This is a genomic window from Streptomyces sp. PA03-5A (genome assembly GCF_033792725.1).
Taxonomy (GTDB): domain Bacteria; phylum Actinomycetota; class Actinomycetes; order Streptomycetales; family Streptomycetaceae; genus Actinacidiphila.
In genome coordinates, this window is the sequence record NZ_JARAVL010000043.1 from 19,373 (window position 1) to 36,295 (window position 16,923).

General features: G+C 73.3%; 13 protein-coding genes. 4 read left to right on the forward strand and 9 right to left on the reverse strand.

Annotated elements, in window-relative coordinates; all coding sequences use genetic code 11:
* Nucleotides 1–7: 7 nt before the first annotated feature.
* Genes PV410_RS37400 through PV410_RS37415 form a run of 4 tightly spaced genes read right to left on the reverse strand, consistent with a single transcriptional unit; the run spans nucleotide 8 to nucleotide 4,582 of the window.
* Nucleotides 8–961: a DUF2510 domain-containing protein gene (locus tag PV410_RS37400; protein WP_500330686.1), complete on the reverse strand. Its 954-nt coding sequence runs from the start codon at nucleotides 959–961 to the stop codon at nucleotides 8–10.
* A gap of 53 nt (nucleotides 962–1,014) precedes the next feature.
* Nucleotides 1,015–1,803, reverse strand: a complete 789-nt coding sequence (locus PV410_RS37405; RefSeq protein ID WP_500330611.1) for a 3-oxoacyl-ACP reductase — start codon at nucleotides 1,801–1,803, stop codon at nucleotides 1,015–1,017.
* 8 nt (nucleotides 1,804–1,811) lie between these two features.
* Nucleotides 1,812–3,197, reverse strand: coding sequence for an aldehyde dehydrogenase family protein (locus PV410_RS37410; protein WP_500330613.1), 1,386 nt, complete (start codon nucleotides 3,195–3,197; stop codon nucleotides 1,812–1,814).
* Between the two features lie 8 nt (nucleotides 3,198–3,205).
* Complete coding sequence (locus tag PV410_RS37415; protein ID WP_500330615.1) at nucleotides 3,206–4,582, reverse strand: glutamine synthetase family protein; 1,377 nt, start codon at nucleotides 4,580–4,582, stop codon at nucleotides 3,206–3,208.
* A 105-nt stretch (nucleotides 4,583–4,687) separates the two neighbouring features.
* On the opposite strand from PV410_RS37415, the gene PV410_RS37420 reads away from it, so the two are divergent.
* Nucleotides 4,688–5,383 carry a gamma-glutamyl-gamma-aminobutyrate hydrolase family protein gene (locus tag PV410_RS37420; RefSeq protein ID WP_500330617.1) on the forward strand — a complete coding sequence of 232 codons (696 nt, stop codon included), beginning with the start codon at nucleotides 4,688–4,690 and terminating at the stop codon, nucleotides 5,381–5,383.
* A gap of 27 nt (nucleotides 5,384–5,410) precedes the next feature.
* Here the strand turns inward: PV410_RS37420 and PV410_RS37425 are convergent, their stop codons facing one another.
* Nucleotides 5,411–5,863 carry a GNAT family N-acetyltransferase gene (locus PV410_RS37425; protein ID WP_500330619.1) on the reverse strand — a complete coding sequence of 151 codons (453 nt, stop codon included), beginning with the start codon at nucleotides 5,861–5,863 and terminating at the stop codon, nucleotides 5,411–5,413.
* A gap of 575 nt (nucleotides 5,864–6,438) precedes the next feature.
* Here PV410_RS37425 and PV410_RS37430 point away from each other — a divergent pair.
* Nucleotides 6,439–9,528, forward strand: a complete 3,090-nt coding sequence (locus PV410_RS37430) for a glycoside hydrolase family 78 protein (RefSeq protein WP_500330621.1) — start codon at nucleotides 6,439–6,441, stop codon at nucleotides 9,526–9,528.
* A gap of 78 nt (nucleotides 9,529–9,606) precedes the next feature.
* Here the strand turns inward: PV410_RS37430 and PV410_RS37435 are convergent, their stop codons facing one another.
* The 3 genes from PV410_RS37435 to PV410_RS37445 all read right to left on the reverse strand — a co-directional run bounded on the left by PV410_RS37435 (nucleotide 9,607) and on the right by PV410_RS37445 (nucleotide 13,428).
* Entirely contained in the window at nucleotides 9,607–10,383 is a 777-nt protein-coding gene (locus PV410_RS37435) for a helical backbone metal receptor (RefSeq protein ID WP_500330623.1), read from the reverse strand.
* A gap of 107 nt (nucleotides 10,384–10,490) precedes the next feature.
* The gene (locus PV410_RS37440; RefSeq protein ID WP_499510903.1) at nucleotides 10,491–12,290 is read right to left on the reverse strand and encodes an ABC transporter permease/substrate binding protein; all 1,800 of its coding nucleotides are present in this window, start codon (nucleotides 12,288–12,290) and stop codon (nucleotides 10,491–10,493) included.
* The gene (locus tag PV410_RS37445) at nucleotides 12,283–13,428 is read right to left on the reverse strand and encodes a quaternary amine ABC transporter ATP-binding protein (protein WP_500330688.1); all 1,146 of its coding nucleotides are present in this window, start codon (nucleotides 13,426–13,428) and stop codon (nucleotides 12,283–12,285) included. The genes PV410_RS37440 and PV410_RS37445 overlap by 8 nt, the downstream gene beginning before the upstream one ends.
* Before the next feature lie 175 nt (nucleotides 13,429–13,603).
* On the opposite strand from PV410_RS37445, the gene PV410_RS37450 reads away from it, so the two are divergent.
* Nucleotides 13,604–14,521 carry a 5'-3' exonuclease gene (locus PV410_RS37450; protein ID WP_500330690.1) on the forward strand — a complete coding sequence of 306 codons (918 nt, stop codon included), beginning with the start codon at nucleotides 13,604–13,606 and terminating at the stop codon, nucleotides 14,519–14,521.
* On the opposite strand, the gene PV410_RS37455 is transcribed toward PV410_RS37450, so the two are convergent.
* Nucleotides 14,490–15,848, reverse strand: coding sequence for a cytochrome P450 (locus PV410_RS37455; RefSeq protein ID WP_500330624.1), 1,359 nt, complete (start codon nucleotides 15,846–15,848; stop codon nucleotides 14,490–14,492). The two genes, PV410_RS37450 and PV410_RS37455, sit on opposite strands and share 32 nt — an antisense overlap.
* 165 nt (nucleotides 15,849–16,013) lie before the next feature.
* Here PV410_RS37455 and PV410_RS37460 point away from each other — a divergent pair, with 165 nt between their 5' ends.
* Nucleotides 16,014–16,868: a siderophore-interacting protein gene (locus tag PV410_RS37460; protein ID WP_500330625.1), complete on the forward strand. Its 855-nt coding sequence runs from the start codon at nucleotides 16,014–16,016 to the stop codon at nucleotides 16,866–16,868.
* Nucleotides 16,869–16,923 lie beyond the last annotated feature (55 nt).

A 16,923-nucleotide genomic window follows, 5' to 3' on the forward strand; every position in this document is an offset into this window, starting at 1 on the left:
GCGGCGGTCAGACGCCGGTGCCGCCGCCGGAGCCCGAAGCCTTGATGCCCTTGGTGATCTCGTCCATCACGGCGAGGCCGGGCGCCTTGGGGTTGACGTCGAAGCCGTAGCGGACCAGGACGAGCCTGTCGGGGTCCGACGGCGAGGGGAACACCAGCGACTGGACGTAGCCGTCGTCGCCCCTCTCGGTGACGACCTTCCAGCGCACCAGGTAGCCCTGCTCGCCGGCGACCGTGACCTTCTTCGACAGCAGCTGCGTGTGCGAGGTGATGTCGCCGTAGACCTTGCCGCCGTAGGCCCCCTCGGCGTTGCCGGCGATGTCCTCCTTGGCCGCGGCCTCGGCGGTGGTGGACTTCAGCTTCACCGACGCGGCGGGCATGGAGAAGACGCCGCCGCGCAGGCAGGTGTTCGAGGCGTCGCCGGGGCAGGCGTACTCGCCCACGGTGAGCTCCGCGAGCCCGTACCGGCTGGTGGAGCCGGTCCAGCCGTCGGGAACGGGCAGGCTGACGCCGTCGACGGCGTCCAGGGCGAAGCCGGGCTCGCTCTTGGGCACGTCCTGCGGGCCGCCGCCGTCCGGACCCCCACCGCCCGGACCGCCGTCGTCGCCCTCCGGGCCCTGCCCGGGGGCCGTGAACGAGGGGGCGGGCCGGGCGGAGTCCGCACCGTCGCCGCCGCTCCTGCCGAGGGCGACGACGCCTCCGATCACCGCGCCGGCCACCACGACCGCGGCGACGACGGCGGTCGCTATCAGACCGCCGCGCCGCTTGCGGGGGGCGGCGGGGAACGCGCCGGGGTAGCCGGGGTACTGCGGATGGCCCGGCGCCCCGGCGCCGAACGCCTGGGCGGGGGGCGGGGCCGTGCGGGTGTACTCGGTCCACGCGGTCCCGTCCCACCAGCGCTCCAGAGCGGGCCCGTTGCCTGTCTGCCCGGGCTCTGGGTACCAGCCGGGCGGGGTCGTCATGGTCACGGCGTCACCCTAAGGCCCGGCCCTTAAGATTCCCGTCAGTCACCCGGTCACAGAGGGGTCACGTACGCCCCCGCGATGCCCCCGTCCACCAGGAACTCCGCTCCGGTGATGAAGGACGCGTCGTCGCTGGCGAGGAAGGCCACGGCGGCGGCGATCTCCTCCGCCTCCGCGAAGCGGCCCACCGGGATGTGCACCAGGCGGCGCGCGGCGCGCTCCGGGTCCTTGGCGAACAGCTCCCGCAGCAGTGGGGTGTTGACCGGTCCCGGGCACAGCGCGTTGACACGGATGCCCTCCCGGGCGAACTGCACGCCCAGCTCGCGGGACATCGCCAGCACGCCGCCCTTGGAGGCGGTGTACGAGATCTGCGAGGTCGCCGCACCCATGACGGCGACGAAGCTCGCGGTGTTGATGATCGAGCCCTTGCCCTGGCGCTGCATGTACGGCAGCGCCGCCTTGCAGCACAGGTACACCGACGTGAGGTTGACCTCCTGGACGCGGCGCCACGCGTCGATGCCGGTGGTCAGGATCGAGTCGTCGTCGGGGGGCGAGATGCCGGCGTTGTTGAAGGCGACGTCGACCGAGCCGTAGGTGTCGTACGCCGCCTTGAACAGCGCCTCCACCTGCCCGGCGTCGGTGACGTCGACCTGGACGAACAGCCCGCCGACCTCCTCGGCGGCCGCCTTGCCCGCGGCCTCGTCGATGTCGGCGCACACCACGTGCGCGCCCTCGGAGGCCAGCCGGCGCGCCGAGGCGAGCCCGATGCCGCTGCCGGCGCCGGTGACCACCGCCGTCCGGCCCACCAGGCGGCGGCACACCACTGCTTCTGCTTCCGTCATTGCCGGGATCACTCCTCCGTGCTGATGAAGACGTTCTTGGTCTCGGTGAAGGCGGCCAGCGCGTCCGGGCCGAGCTCGCGGCCGAGCCCCGACTGCTTGAACCCGCCGAACGGTGTCCAGTAGCGCACCGAGCTGTGGGAGTTCACCGACAGGTTGCCGGCGGCGGTGCCCCGGGCCAGCCGCAGGGCGCGGCCGACGTCCCGGGTCCAGATCGAGCCCGACAGTCCGTACGGGGTGGCGTTGGCCAGACGCAGCGCGTCGGTCTCGTCCTCGAAGGGCAGCACGACGGCCACCGGGCCGAAGACCTCCTCCACCGCGACGCGCCCGGCCGGGTGGGCGGGGGTCAGCACGGTCGGCGGGTACCAGAAGCCCTTGCCCTCCGGGGCCGTGCCGCGGATCGCGACGGGCGCGTCGGGGGACACGTACGAGCGGACGCGGTCGCGCTGCACGGCGGAGATGAGCGGGCCCATGCCGGTCGCCGGATCAGCCGGGTCGCCGACCCCCACGGCCAGGACGGCGGGCTCCAGCAGTTCCATGAAGCGGTCGTGCACCTGGCGCTGGACCAGGATCCGGGTGCGGGCGCAGCAGTCCTGCCCGGCGTTGTCGAGGAAGGCCATCGGGGCGGTCGCCGCGGCCTTCTCGAGGTCCGCGTCGGCGAAGACGATGTTCGGCGACTTGCCGCCGAGCTCCAGGGTGACCCGCTTGAGGGTGCCGGCACACGTGGCCATGATCTGCCTGCCGACGCGGGTCGACCCGGTGAAGACGATCTTCGCGACGCCCGGGTGCTCGACGAGGGCCGCCCCCGCGACCGGGCCCCGGCCGGGCAGCACCTGGAAGAGGTGCTCGGGCAGTCCCGCCTCCAGTGCCAGGTCCGCCAGGCGCAGCGCGGTCAGCGGGGTGGTCTCGGCGGGCTTGAGGATCACCGCGTTGCCCGCCGCGAGCGCCGGGGCGGTCCCCCAGGCGGCGATGGGCATGGGGAAGTTCCAGGGCGCGATGACGCCGACGACGCCGAGCGGCTCCAGGAAGGTGACGTCGATGCCGCCGGGCACCGGGATCTGCCGGCCGCTGAGCCGCTCGACGCCGCCCGCCGCGTAGTCGAGCAGGTCGCGGACGTTGCCGGCCTCCCAGCGGGCGTTGCCCACCGTGTGGCCCGCCTCTCGCACCTCCAGGGCGGCCAGTTCCTCCACGTGCGCGTCGACCACGGCCGCGAAACGCCGCAGCAGCCGCGCGCGGTCGGCCGGGGCCAGGGCCGCCCAGGCGGTCTGGGCGCGGGCCGCGCGGGTGACGGCGGCGTCGACGTCCTCCCGGCGGGCCGCGGGGACAGTGGCGATCACCTCCTCGGTGGCCGGGTTGAGCACGTCCAGCGCTTCGAGCGGTTCGGGTGCTTCGGGCACTCGCTGCCTCACATGCGTTCGAAGGAGCGGTAGCGCTCCCAGTCGGTCACGGCGGTGTCGTACGCGTCCTGCTCGACGCGGGCCATGTTCAGGTAGTGCTCGACGACCTCGTCGCCGAAGGCCGCCCGGGCGATCGGGCTGGACTCCCACAGTTCGGCGGCCTCGCGCAGCGTGGCCGGCACGTGCGCCACGCCGTCGCTGGCGTAGGCGTTGCCCGTGACGGGCTCGGGGAGGGTGAGCTTCTGCTCCACGCCGTGCAGGCCGGCGGCGATCATCCCGGCGACGGCGAGGTAGGGGTTGACGTCACCGCCCGGCACGCGGTTCTCCAGGCGCAGCGCGGACGGGGAGTGCCCGACCACGCGCAGGGCGCAGGTGCGGTTGTCGGGGCCCCAGGCGACGGCGGTGGGGGCGAAGGAGCCGGGCCGGAACCGCTTGTAGGAGTTGATGTTGGGCGCGTACAGCAGGGAGAAGTCGCGGAGCGCGGCGAGCTGCCCGGCCAGGAAGTGGCGCATCGTCTCCGACATGCCGCCCGGCTCGTCGCCCGCGAAGACCGGCCGCCCGTCCTCGTCGCGCAGCGAGAGGTGGATGTGGCAGGAGTTGCCCTCGCGTTCGTTGTACTTCGCCATGAAGGTGAGGGAGTACCCCTCCTGCGCGGCGATCGACTTGGCGCCGGTCTTGTAGACGCTGTGCTGGTCGCAGGTGACCAGGGCCTCGTCGTAGCGGAAGGCGATCTCGTGCTGGCCGAGGTTGCACTCGCCCTTGGCGGACTCCACGCGCATCCCGGCGGCGCCCATCTCGTTGCGGATGCGCCGCAGCAGCGGCTCCACGCGGCCGGTGCCGAGCAGGGAGTAGTCGACGTTGTACTGGTTGGCGGGGGTCAGGTCGCGGTAGCCGTTCGTCCAGGCCTGCTCGTAGGTGTCCTTGAAGACGATGAACTCCAGTTCCGTGCCCGCGTACGCCGACCAGCCGCGCTCGGCGAGCCGCTCGGTCTGGCGGCGCAGGATCTGGCGGGGCGAGGGGGCCACCGGCGTGGAGCCGTGATCCAGCAGCCGCAGGTCGGCGACGACGAGCGCGGTGGCGGCGTCCCAGGGGGTGATCCGCAGGGTGCCGAGGTCGGGGTGCATGGCGAAGTCGCCGTAGCCCCGTTCCCAGGAGGACAGGGCGTAGCCGTCCACGGTGTTCATGTCGGCGTCGACGGCGAGCAGGTAGTTGCACCCCTCGGTGCCGTGCTCCAGGACGTCGTCGAGGAAGTGCCGCGCGGCGAAGCGCTTGCCCTGCAGTCGGCCCTGCATGTCGGTGAAGGCGACGACCACCGTGTCGATCTCTCCGGAGTCGACACGTCGTCGCAGGTCGTCGGTGCTGAGCGGGGCTGTTCGGTGCACCACGGGTGATCACCTCTCCTACCGGCCGACAGGTGATCCAAAAGTACGGGCCCGGGGCCCAGTTGGGTACGGTGCAAGGAGAAATCCGCGCGTCGCAGGGAGGCTCCCGTGGCCCGTCCGCTGATCGGTGTCAGCACCTACTGGGTCGACTCGGCCCGCTGGGGCGGCTGGGACCTGCCCGCCGCCCTGCTCCCCGCCGGGTACCCGCTGCTCGTACGGCGTTCCGGCGGCCTCGCCGCGCTGCTCCCGCCGGACGACCCCGCCCACGCCGCGGACGCCGTGGCCCGGCTGGACGGGCTGGTGATCGCGGGCGGCCCGGACGTCGAGCCCGCGCGGTACGGCGCCGAGCCCGACCCGCGCACCGACCCGCCCGCGCGGGAGCGGGACGCCTGGGAGCTCGCCCTCCTCCACGCCGCCCTCGCCGCCGGGGTGCCCCTGCTGGGCATCTGCCGGGGCATGCAACTGCTCAACGTCGCCCTCGGCGGCACGCTCGTGCAGCACATCGACGGTCACCGCGGCCCCCGGGTGGGCGCGTTCGGCGGCCACACCGTCAAGCCCGTCCCCGGCACGCGCTACGCGGAGGCGGTGCCGGAGGCCATGACGGTGCCCACGTACCACCACCAGGCGGTGGACACCCTGGGCCGGGGCCTGGTGGTCGGCGCCCACGCCGAGGACGGCACGCCGGAGGCCGTGGAGCTGCCGGGCGACCGCTTCGTGCTGGGGGTGCAGTGGCACCCCGAGATGGACGAGGACGAGCGGGTGATGCGGGCGCTGGTCGCCGCGGCGGTCGGAGCTACTGCCTGAAGCGGTCGGAGCTGCCGCTCGAAGGGGTCAGAGCTGCCGCTTGAAGCCGACGTGCGAGGCGGTGAAGCCGAGGCGCTCGTAGAAGCGGTGCGCGTCGGCGCGGGCCCGGTCCGAGGTCAGCTGCACCAGCGTGCACCCCAGGCGGCGGGACTCCTCGACCGCCCACTCGATCATCAGCGTCCCCAGGCCGCCGCCGCGGGCGTCGCGGTGCACGCGGACCGCCTCGATGACGGAGCGCGTCGTGCCGCGCCGTGACAGCCCCGGTATCACCGACAGCTGCAGCACCCCGACGAGCGTGCCGTCCCGCTCGGCGACGACCACGTGCTGGCCGGGGTCGGCGACGACGCGTTCGTACGCCGCGTAGTAGGGCTCCAGGTCGTCCGGGGTCTCGCGGCCGCGGCCGAGGCCGTCGTCGGCGAACATCGCCACGACGGCGGGGATGTCGTGGCGGGTGACGGGGCGGAAGTGGGGGTCGCTCATGCGTGCAGCGTAGATCTTCTGCGGGGGGTGTCCCTTGGGGCCGGTTGTTGTGTGCGGGTTGTTTGCGCCTGCGGGCGGCTGCGCCGGGCTGCCCGGTGGTTGTGTGCGGGTGCGTTGCGCCTGCGGCGGGCGGTTTCCCCGCCGCCCTCCCGATTGCCCGGCGCGGTCAGTGCGGGCCTCGCACCATGTGCCTGAGTCGGGGCCGCGCCGGCGCACTCCCCCAGCCTTCGGCCGGGGGGACCCCCACTGCGCTCGCGGTATACGCCCACATCGTTCGACGCCGGGTCCGCCGCTCGTCTCCCCCAGCCTTCGGCCGGGGGTGCCCCCATGGGGATCCCCCCGGCCGAAGGCTGGGGGGAGGGAGGGCGGGGGCACCCCGCCGCAGGCGCAAACACCCCGCACACAAACACCCGGGCAGCCCGGCGCAGCCGCCCGCAACCACAACGGCGCCGCACACGAAGGGGCGTTGACAGCGCAACGGCGCCCTGCCTAGGCTCACCCCGGTCACAGGATTGAAACGTATCAATACCATACGCCCGCGGATTGAAACGTTCTAACCCCGCCGAGAGGTGTCCATGAAACGACGTCCGCCCCTCCCCCGCCGCCGCCTCACTCTCCTCGCCCTCTCCCTCGGCCTGACGCTCGCCGCGGCCACGCCCCAGGCCTACGCCGACCACGCACACGCGCCCCGCAACCACGCCCCGGGCGCCCCCGGTGGCCTGACGGTCGACGACCGCACCGAGCCGCTCGCCATCGACGCCGCGCCGCGCTTCGGCTGGCTGCCCCGCGACAGCGACTCCGACGAGGTCCAGACCGCCTACCAGGTCGTCGTGCGCGTCCCCGGCGGCCGCACCGTCTGGGACAGCGGCAAGGTCCGCGGTTCCGAGCAGTCCTGGGTGCCGTACGGCGGGCCCGCGCTGGCGCCGGGGACGGCGTACCAGTGGAAGGTGCGGACGTGGGACCGTGCGGGGGAGGCCTCCCCCTACTCGGCCGGCGCCTCCTTCGGCACGGGCCTGACGGACCAGGACTGGTCCGGCGCCCAGTGGATCCGCCGTCCCGCCACCGGGAACGACGCGAGCAACGAGTGGACGGCGGCCCGCAAGGTCGTCCGGGTGTCCGCGGGCAGCCCCGTGGTCGGCACCCGGGTGTACGTCGCGGCCTCCGGCGACTGGCAGGTCGACGTCAACGGCAAGACCGTGCAGCGCAGTTCGTCCTACGAGTACGCCGGTGAGGGCTTCTACGACGTCGCCGCCGTCAAGGGCGTCAAGGCGGGCCGGGACCTGGCCGTGGGCGTGCTGACGCACTACTGGTCCTGCAAGTGCCAGGGCCGGGCCAACGGCCCGAACGCCCCCGAGGGCCCCTCCGGGCTGCTGGTCAAGGTGGTGGTCGAGCACGCGGACGGCACCCGCGACGTGGCGGTCTCCGACGGCACCTGGAAGGTCCACCGCTACGAGCCGCAGCGGGTCGACACCCTGACCTACCGCAACGGCGACGCCGGCGACCGCGTCGAGTACTACGACGCCACGGTCGAGCCCGCCGGCTGGAACACCCCCGGCTACGACGACTCCGGCTGGGCCGCGGCCACCGTCATCGGCGCCCACCCGCGGCCGAACCCGGACAACTGCGCTCCCTACGAGGGAAGTTCGTCCCCCTGCGCCTTCACCCACCTGTCGGCGCTGCAGGCCCACCTCACGCAGGAGACCGTCCACCCGGTCTCGCTGCTGCACCTGCCCGACGGCACCGTCCTCGCCGACTTCGGCAAGGTGTACGCCGCGGTGCCCTCGGTGCGGCTGCGTTCCGGCACCGCCGGCCGGCAGCTGACGTTCACCACCAGCTACCGGCGCAGCAACTCCACGCTGACCGCCGCAGTGCGGGCCGGGGACGCCTCCGTGACGCTGGCGAACGCGGCGAACGTCCACGCGGGCGACGAGATCGTGGTGGACGCGCCCGCCACGGGGTACGGCGCCGGGCACCCCGAGACCCGCACCGTGAGCGCGGTGGACGGCACGACGGTGACCCTGGACCGTCCTCTGGGCAAGGACCACGCCGCGGCGAGCTGGGTGGAGAACTCCCGCGCGGGTACGTCGGGTCTGGACACCCAGGGCAGCAACATGCGCTTCCACTACACCGAAAAGGACGGTGCGCAGACCGCCCGGGCCTTCACCTACTGGGGCTGGCGCTACCTGCAGATCAGCGACCCGGGCGAGAAGCTGACCACGCGGGACGTCACCGCCGTCGTCCAGAACACCGACGCGGCCCACCCCGCGACGTTCCGCAGCAGCGACGGCACCTTGGACCAGGTCTTCTCGCTGATGCAGCGTTCGGCGCTGCAATCCGCGCAGAACGTCTTCCTGGACACCCCGACCCGTGAGAAGGGCCAGTTCCTCGGCGACACCGTGGACGAGTCGTTCGCGACGATGGCCGCGTCGGGCGAGCGCAGCCTGACCCGTCAGGCCATCGAGTCCTTCATGAACTCCCAGGCTCGCTATTGGCCCAATGGCGCCCTGAACTCCGTCTACCCCAACGGGGACGCCAAGCGGGACATCCCCGACTACACCGAGATGTTCCCCGAGTGGGTGATGCGCTACTACCGCACGACGGGCGACCGCGAACTGCTCGCCCGGGCCATGCCCGTGATGCGCAACGTCGCGGACTACATCTCCTCGGCGGTGGACGACCGCGGTCTGGTCGCCGACCTGCCCGGCGGCAGCGGCGCCTACCTGCACGGCATCATCGACTGGCCCGCCCCGATGCGGTACGGCTACGTCACCGACGGCAACGTGAACCGCACCGTCGTCAACGCCCTCGGGGTGGGCGCGATGCGGTCGGTGGCCGAGGCCGCCGACGCGCTCGGCGACCACGCCACCCGCGACGTCTACGCCGGCCGCGCGGACGAGCTGACGGCGGCGATGCGGGAGCGGCTGCGGGACGGCGGCACCGGACTGTGGTCGGACGGTCTGTCCTCGGACGGCGCCCTGATCGCGCATCAGGGCGAGCACGCGCAGAGCTTCCCGGTCGCCTACGGCGTCGCGGAACCCTCGGAGTACGCCGCGCTGGGCGCGGAGCTGTCCCGGCAGGGGATGCGGCAGGGGCCGATGACGCTGCGGACCCTGCTGGAGGCGCTGCGGGTCGTCGACCGGCCGGACACGCTGGTGCGGATCCTCACCGATCCCTCCGCCGACGGGCCCGCGCAGGTCCTGGCCGAGGGCGGCACCTTCCTGTGGGAGCAGTGGACTCCGGGGTGTGCGAGCAGTGACTGCGCGCCGGGCCAGGTCTCGCAGAGCAGCAGCGAGAGCATGTCGCACGGCTGGGGCGGCGCGGGTGTCGTCGGGGTGCTGGAGGGTGTGCTCGGGCTCACGGTGACCAGCCCGGGCGGCGCGTCGGTGCGGATCGCCCCGGCGGATTCGGGCGTGAGCCACGCCTCGGGCAGCCAGTGGACCGAGCGCGGCACCGTCGGCGTCGACTGGCGCCGGAACCGGCACGGGGTGGACACGACGGTCGAGGTGCCGGTCAACGTGACGGCGACGGTCGCCCTGCCCGTGGTGGCGGGCGGCCGTTACACCGCCGCCGGGAGCCACGCCACGTACCTGGGTGTCCAGGACGGCCGGGCCGTCTACCGGGTCGGGTCCGGGCGCACGGTCCTCACGGCCGTGGCGCGCGGCTGACCGAGGTCCCTCCCCGGCGCACGCGACGGCCACGGGCCCGCGTGCGCCGGGGGGCTTCCACGGCGCGGGCGCCCCGGGTCAGCCGCCGCGCCGGGCGGGGGCGGGGCCGGCGGGGGCCGGCGGGGCGAGGGCGGCGGCGAGCACGGCCGGCGCCTCGGCCAGGGAGGGGCCGTACCAGGTGAGGTGACGGCCGCTGACCAGGGCCGCGGGTATGTCCGGGAACGCCTCGGGCCCGTCGTCCGCGGTGAACCGGTACGGCTCGTCCGGGAGCACGACGAGGTCCGCCCCGCTGCCGGTGAGCTCGTCGACCGGCACCCGCGGATACCGCTCCTGGTGGGTCCCGTAAACGTTCTCGACGCCCAGCCGGGCCAGCAGGTCGCCGGCGAAGGTGTCCCGGCCGAGCACCATCCACGGCCGGCGCCAGACGGGCACGACGGCCCTGCGGGGGTGGGCCGCGGGCTGCAGCGACCCCCAGGTCTTCTCCGCGGCGTCGAGCCAGGCCGGGCGCGGCAGGCCGCAGGCCTCGACGACGACGCGGTGCAGTTCCCGGAAGGCCTGCGGAAGGCTGCGCACCTCCGTGACCAGCACCGTCAGCCCCGCCGCGCGCAGCGCCGCGAGGTCGGGCTCGCGGTTCTCCTCCTCGTTGGCGATCACCAGGTCGGGAGCGAGCCGCACGATCTCCGCGATGTCGGGATTCTTCGTGCCCCGTACCCGCGTGACGCGCAGGTCGGCCGGCTGGTTGCACCAGTCGGTCGCGCCCACGAGCAGGGCGGGCGCCGTGGTCGCCACCGCCTCGGTGAGCGAGGGGACGAGGGAGACCACACGCCGTGCGGGGCCGGAGTCGCGACGGGTCATGTCCCCCACCGTATCCATCCCCGCGGGACGGGGAGGGCCGGACGGCGCGGCTCCGGCACGAGGGAGGGGAAGTGCCGGGTGCCGCGCCGTCCGGGGTCGGGGTCCGGTCAGCCGACCGGGGCGAGCCGCTCCGTGAGACCGGGGTGGGCGTCGAGCCAGTCGCGGACGCCGTCCTGCTCGTGGCCCTGGCCGGCCTTGTGGACGGCGCCCTCCAGCCCGGTCAGCTCCTTCTCGCTCAGCTTGAAGTCCTGGAGCCACTTCGCGACCTTCGGCTCCTCGCCGGCGAAGCCGCCTCGGGCGAGGGTGTGGATGCCGTCGCCCTTGCCCCAGGCGCCGAGCGGGTCCTTCAGCTTCTTCAGGCTGTGCTCGTCGTAGGCCCAGTGCGGGGACCACAGGGTGACCACGACGGGCTCCTTCGCCTTGATGGAGCGGTCGAGCTGGGCGAGCATGCTGGCGGTCGAGCCGGTGGTGACCTCGTACTCGCCCTCCAGGCCGTACCGGTCCAGGACGGTGTCGTTGAGCATCTTCATCATCCCGGCGCCCGGCTCGATGCCGATGATCCGGCCGCCGAACTGCTTGCCCTTGCCCTTGAGGTCGGCCAGCGAGTCGATGCCCTTGACGTAGGACGGCACCGTCAGTTCGAGCGAGGTGGGGCCGTACCAGGAGCCGTAGTCGTCCAGCTCGTTCTTGTACTTCTCCCAGTACGACCGGTGCGTCACGGGCAGCCAGGAGTCGGTCTCGAAGTCGACCCGCCCCGCGGACATGCCGGTGTACAGGGCGCCGACGTCGTACTGGGTGACCTTCGGCTCGTACCCGCGGCGTTCCAGCAGCTCCTTCCACAGATAGGTGGAGGCGACGCCCTCGTCCCAGGGGATGTAGCCGATGTCGACCTGACGGCCCTTGCCGACGTCGTCGGCCTCGGGGACGGCGGTCCCCTCGTCGGCGGCGCCGAAGACGTTCACCCCGCCGGCGACCAGGGCGAGGGCGACGATGCCGACGACGGCGACGGAGGTCTGCGGGCGGTACTTCCACAGCTGCAGGCCGCGCGGGGAGGCGGCCGCGGCCATCGCGCGCCGGCCCAGCGGGGAGACCCGGGTGCCGAGGGCGCCGGTGACGCGGTCCAGGTACATGGCGAGGATGACCACGGACAGGCCCGCCTCGAAGCCGAGGCCGATGTCGACCTGGCTGATGGCGGTGAAGACCGAGGCGCCCAGACCGCCGCCGCCGACCATGCCGGAGATGACGACCATGGACAGCGCCAGCATGATCACCTGGTTGACGCCCGCCATGATCGTGGGGAGCGCAAGCGGCAGCTGCACCCGCAGCAGCGTGCTGCGCGGAGCGGTGCCGAAGGCCTCCGCGGCCTCGACGAGCTCGCCGTCGACCTGCCGGATGCCGAGCTCGGTCATGCGCACGCCCGGCGGCAGGGAGAAGACGATGGTGGCGATGATGCCGGGCACCTGGCCGACGCCGAAGAAGAAGATGCCGGGGATCAGGTAGACGAAGGCGGGCATCGTCTGCATGAAGTCCAGCACCGGGCGCAGGGCGGCGGAGACGGTGCGGTTGCGCGCCGACCAGATGCCGAGCGGCACGGCGAGCACGATGGTGATCACGGTGGCGACCAGCACCAGGGACAGGGTGTCCATGGCCTCGTCCCACTGCTGAACGGAGACGACGACTGCCAGGCCCGCGAAGGAGAGCACGCCCGCGGTCAGACCGCGCAGCCACAGCGCGAGGACCGCGAGGATGCCGGCGAGCAGCAGCGGTGCGGGGGCCTGCAGGACGGCGTCCAGGCCGTCGTACATGCCGGAGACGACGGCGCTGATGAGGTCGAAGAGCGGACCGAAGTGGTCGCGCAGGTAGGTGACGGCGCTGTCGGTCCAGTCGCCGAGGGGCAGCCTAGGCACGCGCCGCCTCCTTCCGCGGCCGGCCCGGCACCCTGGGCGCGGCGTTCTGCGGCCCGGCGGCCTCGGCGTGCGGGACGGCCGCCTGCGCCGTGTCGTCGGTGCACGGCGTCACCGGTCCGTCGTGGTCGCCGAGCGCGGCCAGCAGCCGGTCCTTGGCGATCACGCCGACCACGTCGCCGGCCTCGTCGCGGACGGCCACGGGGTGCGGGACCCGCGCGCTGACCGGCAGGACGTCGGCCAGCGCGGTGCGCGGGGTGACCGTCTCGCAGCGGCAGTCGCCCGCGTCGGGGCGGTGCGGAGGCTCCATGACGGTGCCGGCGGTCAGCACGCGGGAGCGGTCGACGTCCTGCACGAAGGAACTGACGTACTCGTCGGCGGGGCGCAGCAGGATGTCCTCGGGGGAACCGATCTGGACGATGCGCCCGTCGCGCATGACGGCGACGCGGTCGCCGAGGCGCATGGCCTCGTTGAGGTCGTGGGTGATGAAGACGATGGTCTTCTTCAGGCTGCGCTGCAGCTCGATCAGCTGGTCCTGCATGTCACGGCGGATCAGCGGGTCCAGGGCGCTGAAGGACTCGTCCATGAGGAGCACGTCGGCGTCGGTGGCCAGGGCGCGGGCCAGGCCCACGCGCTGCTGCATGCCGCCGGACAGCTCGTCGGGCCAGGAGTCGCCCCAGCCGGACAGGCCGGTGAGTTCCAGGGCCCGCGCGGCGCGCTCCTCGCGTTCCTTGCGGCCCACGCCCTGCACCTCAAGGCCGTACGCGGCGTTCTGGAGCACGCTGCGGTGCGGGAAGAGCGCGAAGTGCTGGAAGACCATGCTGATGCCGTGCGAGCGCACGCGGCGCAGTTCGCGGGCGCTGAGTGCGGTGAGGTCCCGGCCGTCGAAGAGCACCCGCCCCGCGGTGGGGGGATTCAGCCCGTTGAGCGTGCGCAGCAGCGTGGACTTGCCCGATCCGGACAGGCCCATGACGACGAAGATCTCGCCCTCGCGGACGTCGAAGCTCGCGTCGATCACCGCGGCGGTCGTACCGCTCCCGCGCAGTTCGTCGCGTCCGGCTCCGGCCTCCAGACGGCGCACGCCGTCCTCGGGGTCGGCACCGAACACCTTGTACAGATGCTCTGCCTGCAGCCTGTACACATACACCTCACGTGTCGTAGGGAGGACGACCGGCTGCCCCCGCACGCAGGTCGCGGAGCGCTCCTGTCCCGCTCCGGGACGGCGGCTGCCCCGACCCAAGCGGAGCAAACCGTTCCGTGACGGAGGTCACGGTGTCGGCGGCGTGCGGCATCATCGGCGTGTGACTCGACGCCTGATGCTCCTGGACACCGCCAGCCTCTACTTCCGCGCGTACTTCGGCGTGCCCGACTCGGTGCGCGCGCCGGACGGCACGCCGGTCAACGCCGTGCGCGGGCTGCTGGACTTCATCGCCCGCCTGGTCGCCGACCACTCCCCCGACGACCTGGTGGCCTGCATGGACGCGGACTGGCGGCCGCAGTGGCGGGTGGACCTGATCCCCTCGTACAAGGCGCACCGCGTCGCCGAGGAGGTCCCCGGCGGCTCGGACGTCGAGGAGGTCCCGGACACCCTGTCGCCGCAGGTCCCGGTGATCGAGGCGGTGCTGGACGCGCTGGGCATCGCCCGGGTGGGTGTCGCCGGCTACGAGGCGGACGACGTGATCGGCACCCTGACGGGCCGGGCACCCGGCCCGGTGGACATCGTGACGGGTGACCGCGACCTGTTCCAGCTGGTGGACGACGCGCGCGGGGTGCGGGTGCTGTACCCGGTCAAGGGCGTCGGCTCGCTGGACGTGGTGGACGAGGCCTGGCTGCGCGCCAAGTACGGCGTGGACGGTCCCGGTTACGCGGACCTGGCGCTGCTGCGCGGCGACCCGAGCGACGGCCTGCCGGGCGTGCCGGGCATCGGCGAGAAGACGGCGGCGAAGCTGCTGGAGGCGTACGGCGACCTGGCCGGGATCATGGCCGCCGCCCACGACCCCGCCTCGAAGGTCACCCCGGCGCAGCGCAAGCGGCTGCAGGAGGCGGGGGACTACGTGGCCGTCGCGCCCAAGGTGGTGCGGGTGGCCTCCGACGTGCCGCTGCCGGAGTTCACCCCGCAGCTGCCGCGGGAGCCGCACCAGCCCCAGGAGCTGGCCGCGCTGGCCGAGCGCTGGGGGCTGGGCGGCTCGCTGCAGCGGCTGCTCAGCGTGCTGGGGCCGGAACGGGCCGGGTGACGGCGAGGACGTCCCGGTCGGGCTGGAGGGTGAGGCCGACGGTGGGGCGGATCTCCTCGTCGCCGGTGTCCAGGTGGAAGCGGCTGCCGAGGGTGGCCAGCACGATCACCGCCTCGACCATCGCGAAGCGCGCCCCGAGGCAGGCCCGGGTGCCCCCGCCGAAGGGGAACCAGGTGTGGTCGGTGACCGGGTCGGGCGCCCCGTCGAGCCAGCGCTCCGGGCGGAACTCCTCGGGCTCCGGCCACCAGCGCGGGTCACGGTGGGTGGCCCAGGGGCTGATCCAGACCTGGGTGCCCGCCGGGACGGGCTCACCGCCCAGGGCGGCGCCCTCCTCGGCGACGGCCAGGTTGAGCCAGACCGTGGGGCGCACGCGCAGGGTCTCCTTCACGACGGCCTCGGTCCAGCGCAGTTCCGCGTAGTCGTCGAAGCCCGGGGTGCGGCCGCCGAGCACCCGCTCCAGTTCCTCGGTGAGCGCCTCACGCGCCTGAGGGTTGCGGGACAGCAGGTGCCAGGCCCAGGTCAAGGTGGTGGCGGTGGTCTCGTGGCCCGCGTTGTAGAGGGTGACGGTCTCGTCCCTGATCTCCCTGTCGGTGAGCCGGACACCGTGTTCGTCGACGGCGGCCAGCAACCGGCTGAGCAGGTCGTCGCGTTCGCCGCCGGCCTCACGGCGGACGGCGACGATCCGGGCGACCTCGGCGTCGAGGGTGTCGACGGCGGTCTTGAAGCGGATCCGCCCCGGGGTGCGGACCCAGTCGGGCAGCATCGCGCCCAGTCCGCGGAACTCGGCGCCCATCTGCTGCTGGGCGGCGTCCATGCAGCGGCCGATGACCTCCTCGCGGACGGCGGCGTCCGTGCCGAACACGGTCCGTACGGCGATGCGCTGGGTCAGCCCGGTCATCTCGCGGCGTACGTCGATCCGTTCGCCCCCGTTCCAGCGGTCGGCGACCTCCCGTGCGCAGTCGGCCATGGTCGCCGCGTACGCGCGCACCTGCTTGGGCCGTACCGAGGGCTGGACGAGGGAGCGCTTGCGGCGCCAGTCGGCGCCCTTGGCCACCACGACCCCCTCGCCCATCAGGTAGCGGAAGGACCAGCCGAGGTCGGGCAGCGAGAAGGTGGACTCGCGGGCCGAGAGCAGTTCCCCGATGAGCGCGGGATCATTGAGGAAGCGCGCGGGGGTGCGGCCCATGGCCCAGGTGACCTGCCCGGACCCGCACTCGCGGAGCGCGGTGAAGAAGGCGAGCGGGTCCTTGGCGAACTGCGGGAGGTTCCCCAGCAGCGGCACCCCGCGCGGTCCTGCGGTGATCGCGGTGGCGGTGTCGGAACCCATGTGCGCCGGCCTCCCGGGTAGCGTCGGATCGCGTCCGTCCCATCAAAATCGGAGAACGGCGGATCGGAACCGGCGTTCGAAGATCTCGTGATCTTTCCGAGACCGGGCTGCACAGGACCGGCCCGATGGGTTAGGCTTGCCTAACTTAGTGCGAGGAGTGTGCTCATGGCAGACCGTCCGGTGCGCAGGAAGCCGCAGCTCAACCGCGCGCGGGTGCAGCACGTGGAACGGCTGACCCCGCACATGATCCGCGTGGTGCTCGGCGGTGAGGGCCTGGCGGGATTCCCCGTGGGCGAGTACAGCGACCACTACATCAAGCTGCTGTTCCCGGTCGAGGGCGTGCGCTACCCCGAGCCGTTCGACATCCAGCGGATCCGCGCCGAGTTCCCCCGCGACCAGTGGCCGCGCATCCGGACGTACACCGTGCGCCGGTGGAACGCGGAGGCGCGCGAGCTGACCGTCGACTTCGTGTACCACGGCGACGAGGGCCTGGCCGGCCCGTGGGCCGCGCGCGTCCAGCCCGGCGAGGAGGTGCTCTTCCTCGGCCCCGGCGGCGCCTACGTTCCCGGCTCCGCGGCCGACTGGCATCTGCTCGTGGGCGACGAGAGCGCGCTGCCGGCGATCGCCGCCTCCCTGGAGCGGCTGCCCGAGGGCGCTCCCGCCCGGGTGTTCGTCGAGGTTTCCGGCCCGGAGGAGGAGCAGAAGCTCGCCACGCCCGGCAACGCCGAGGTCACCTGGGTGCACCGCGGCTCCCGGCCGGTGGGCGAGGCCCTGCTCCACGTCGTGTCCGGGCTGGAGTTCCCGCCGGGTGACGTGCAGGCCTTCGTCCATGGCGAGGCGGGCTTCGTCAAGCAGCTGCGTCGTCTGCTGCGCGTCGAACTGGGCGTGCCGCGTGAGCGGCTGTCGATCTCGGGGTACTGGCGCACCGGCCACGACGAGGACGGCTGGCAGGCCTCCAAGCCCGAGTGGAACCGCCGCATCGAGGAGGAGCAGGAGCCGCCGCGGGCGCTCGCTTCCTGACGTCGCGTACGCACCAGGCGTGACCCCGCCGTGGGGTCACGCCTGGTCGTGGTAC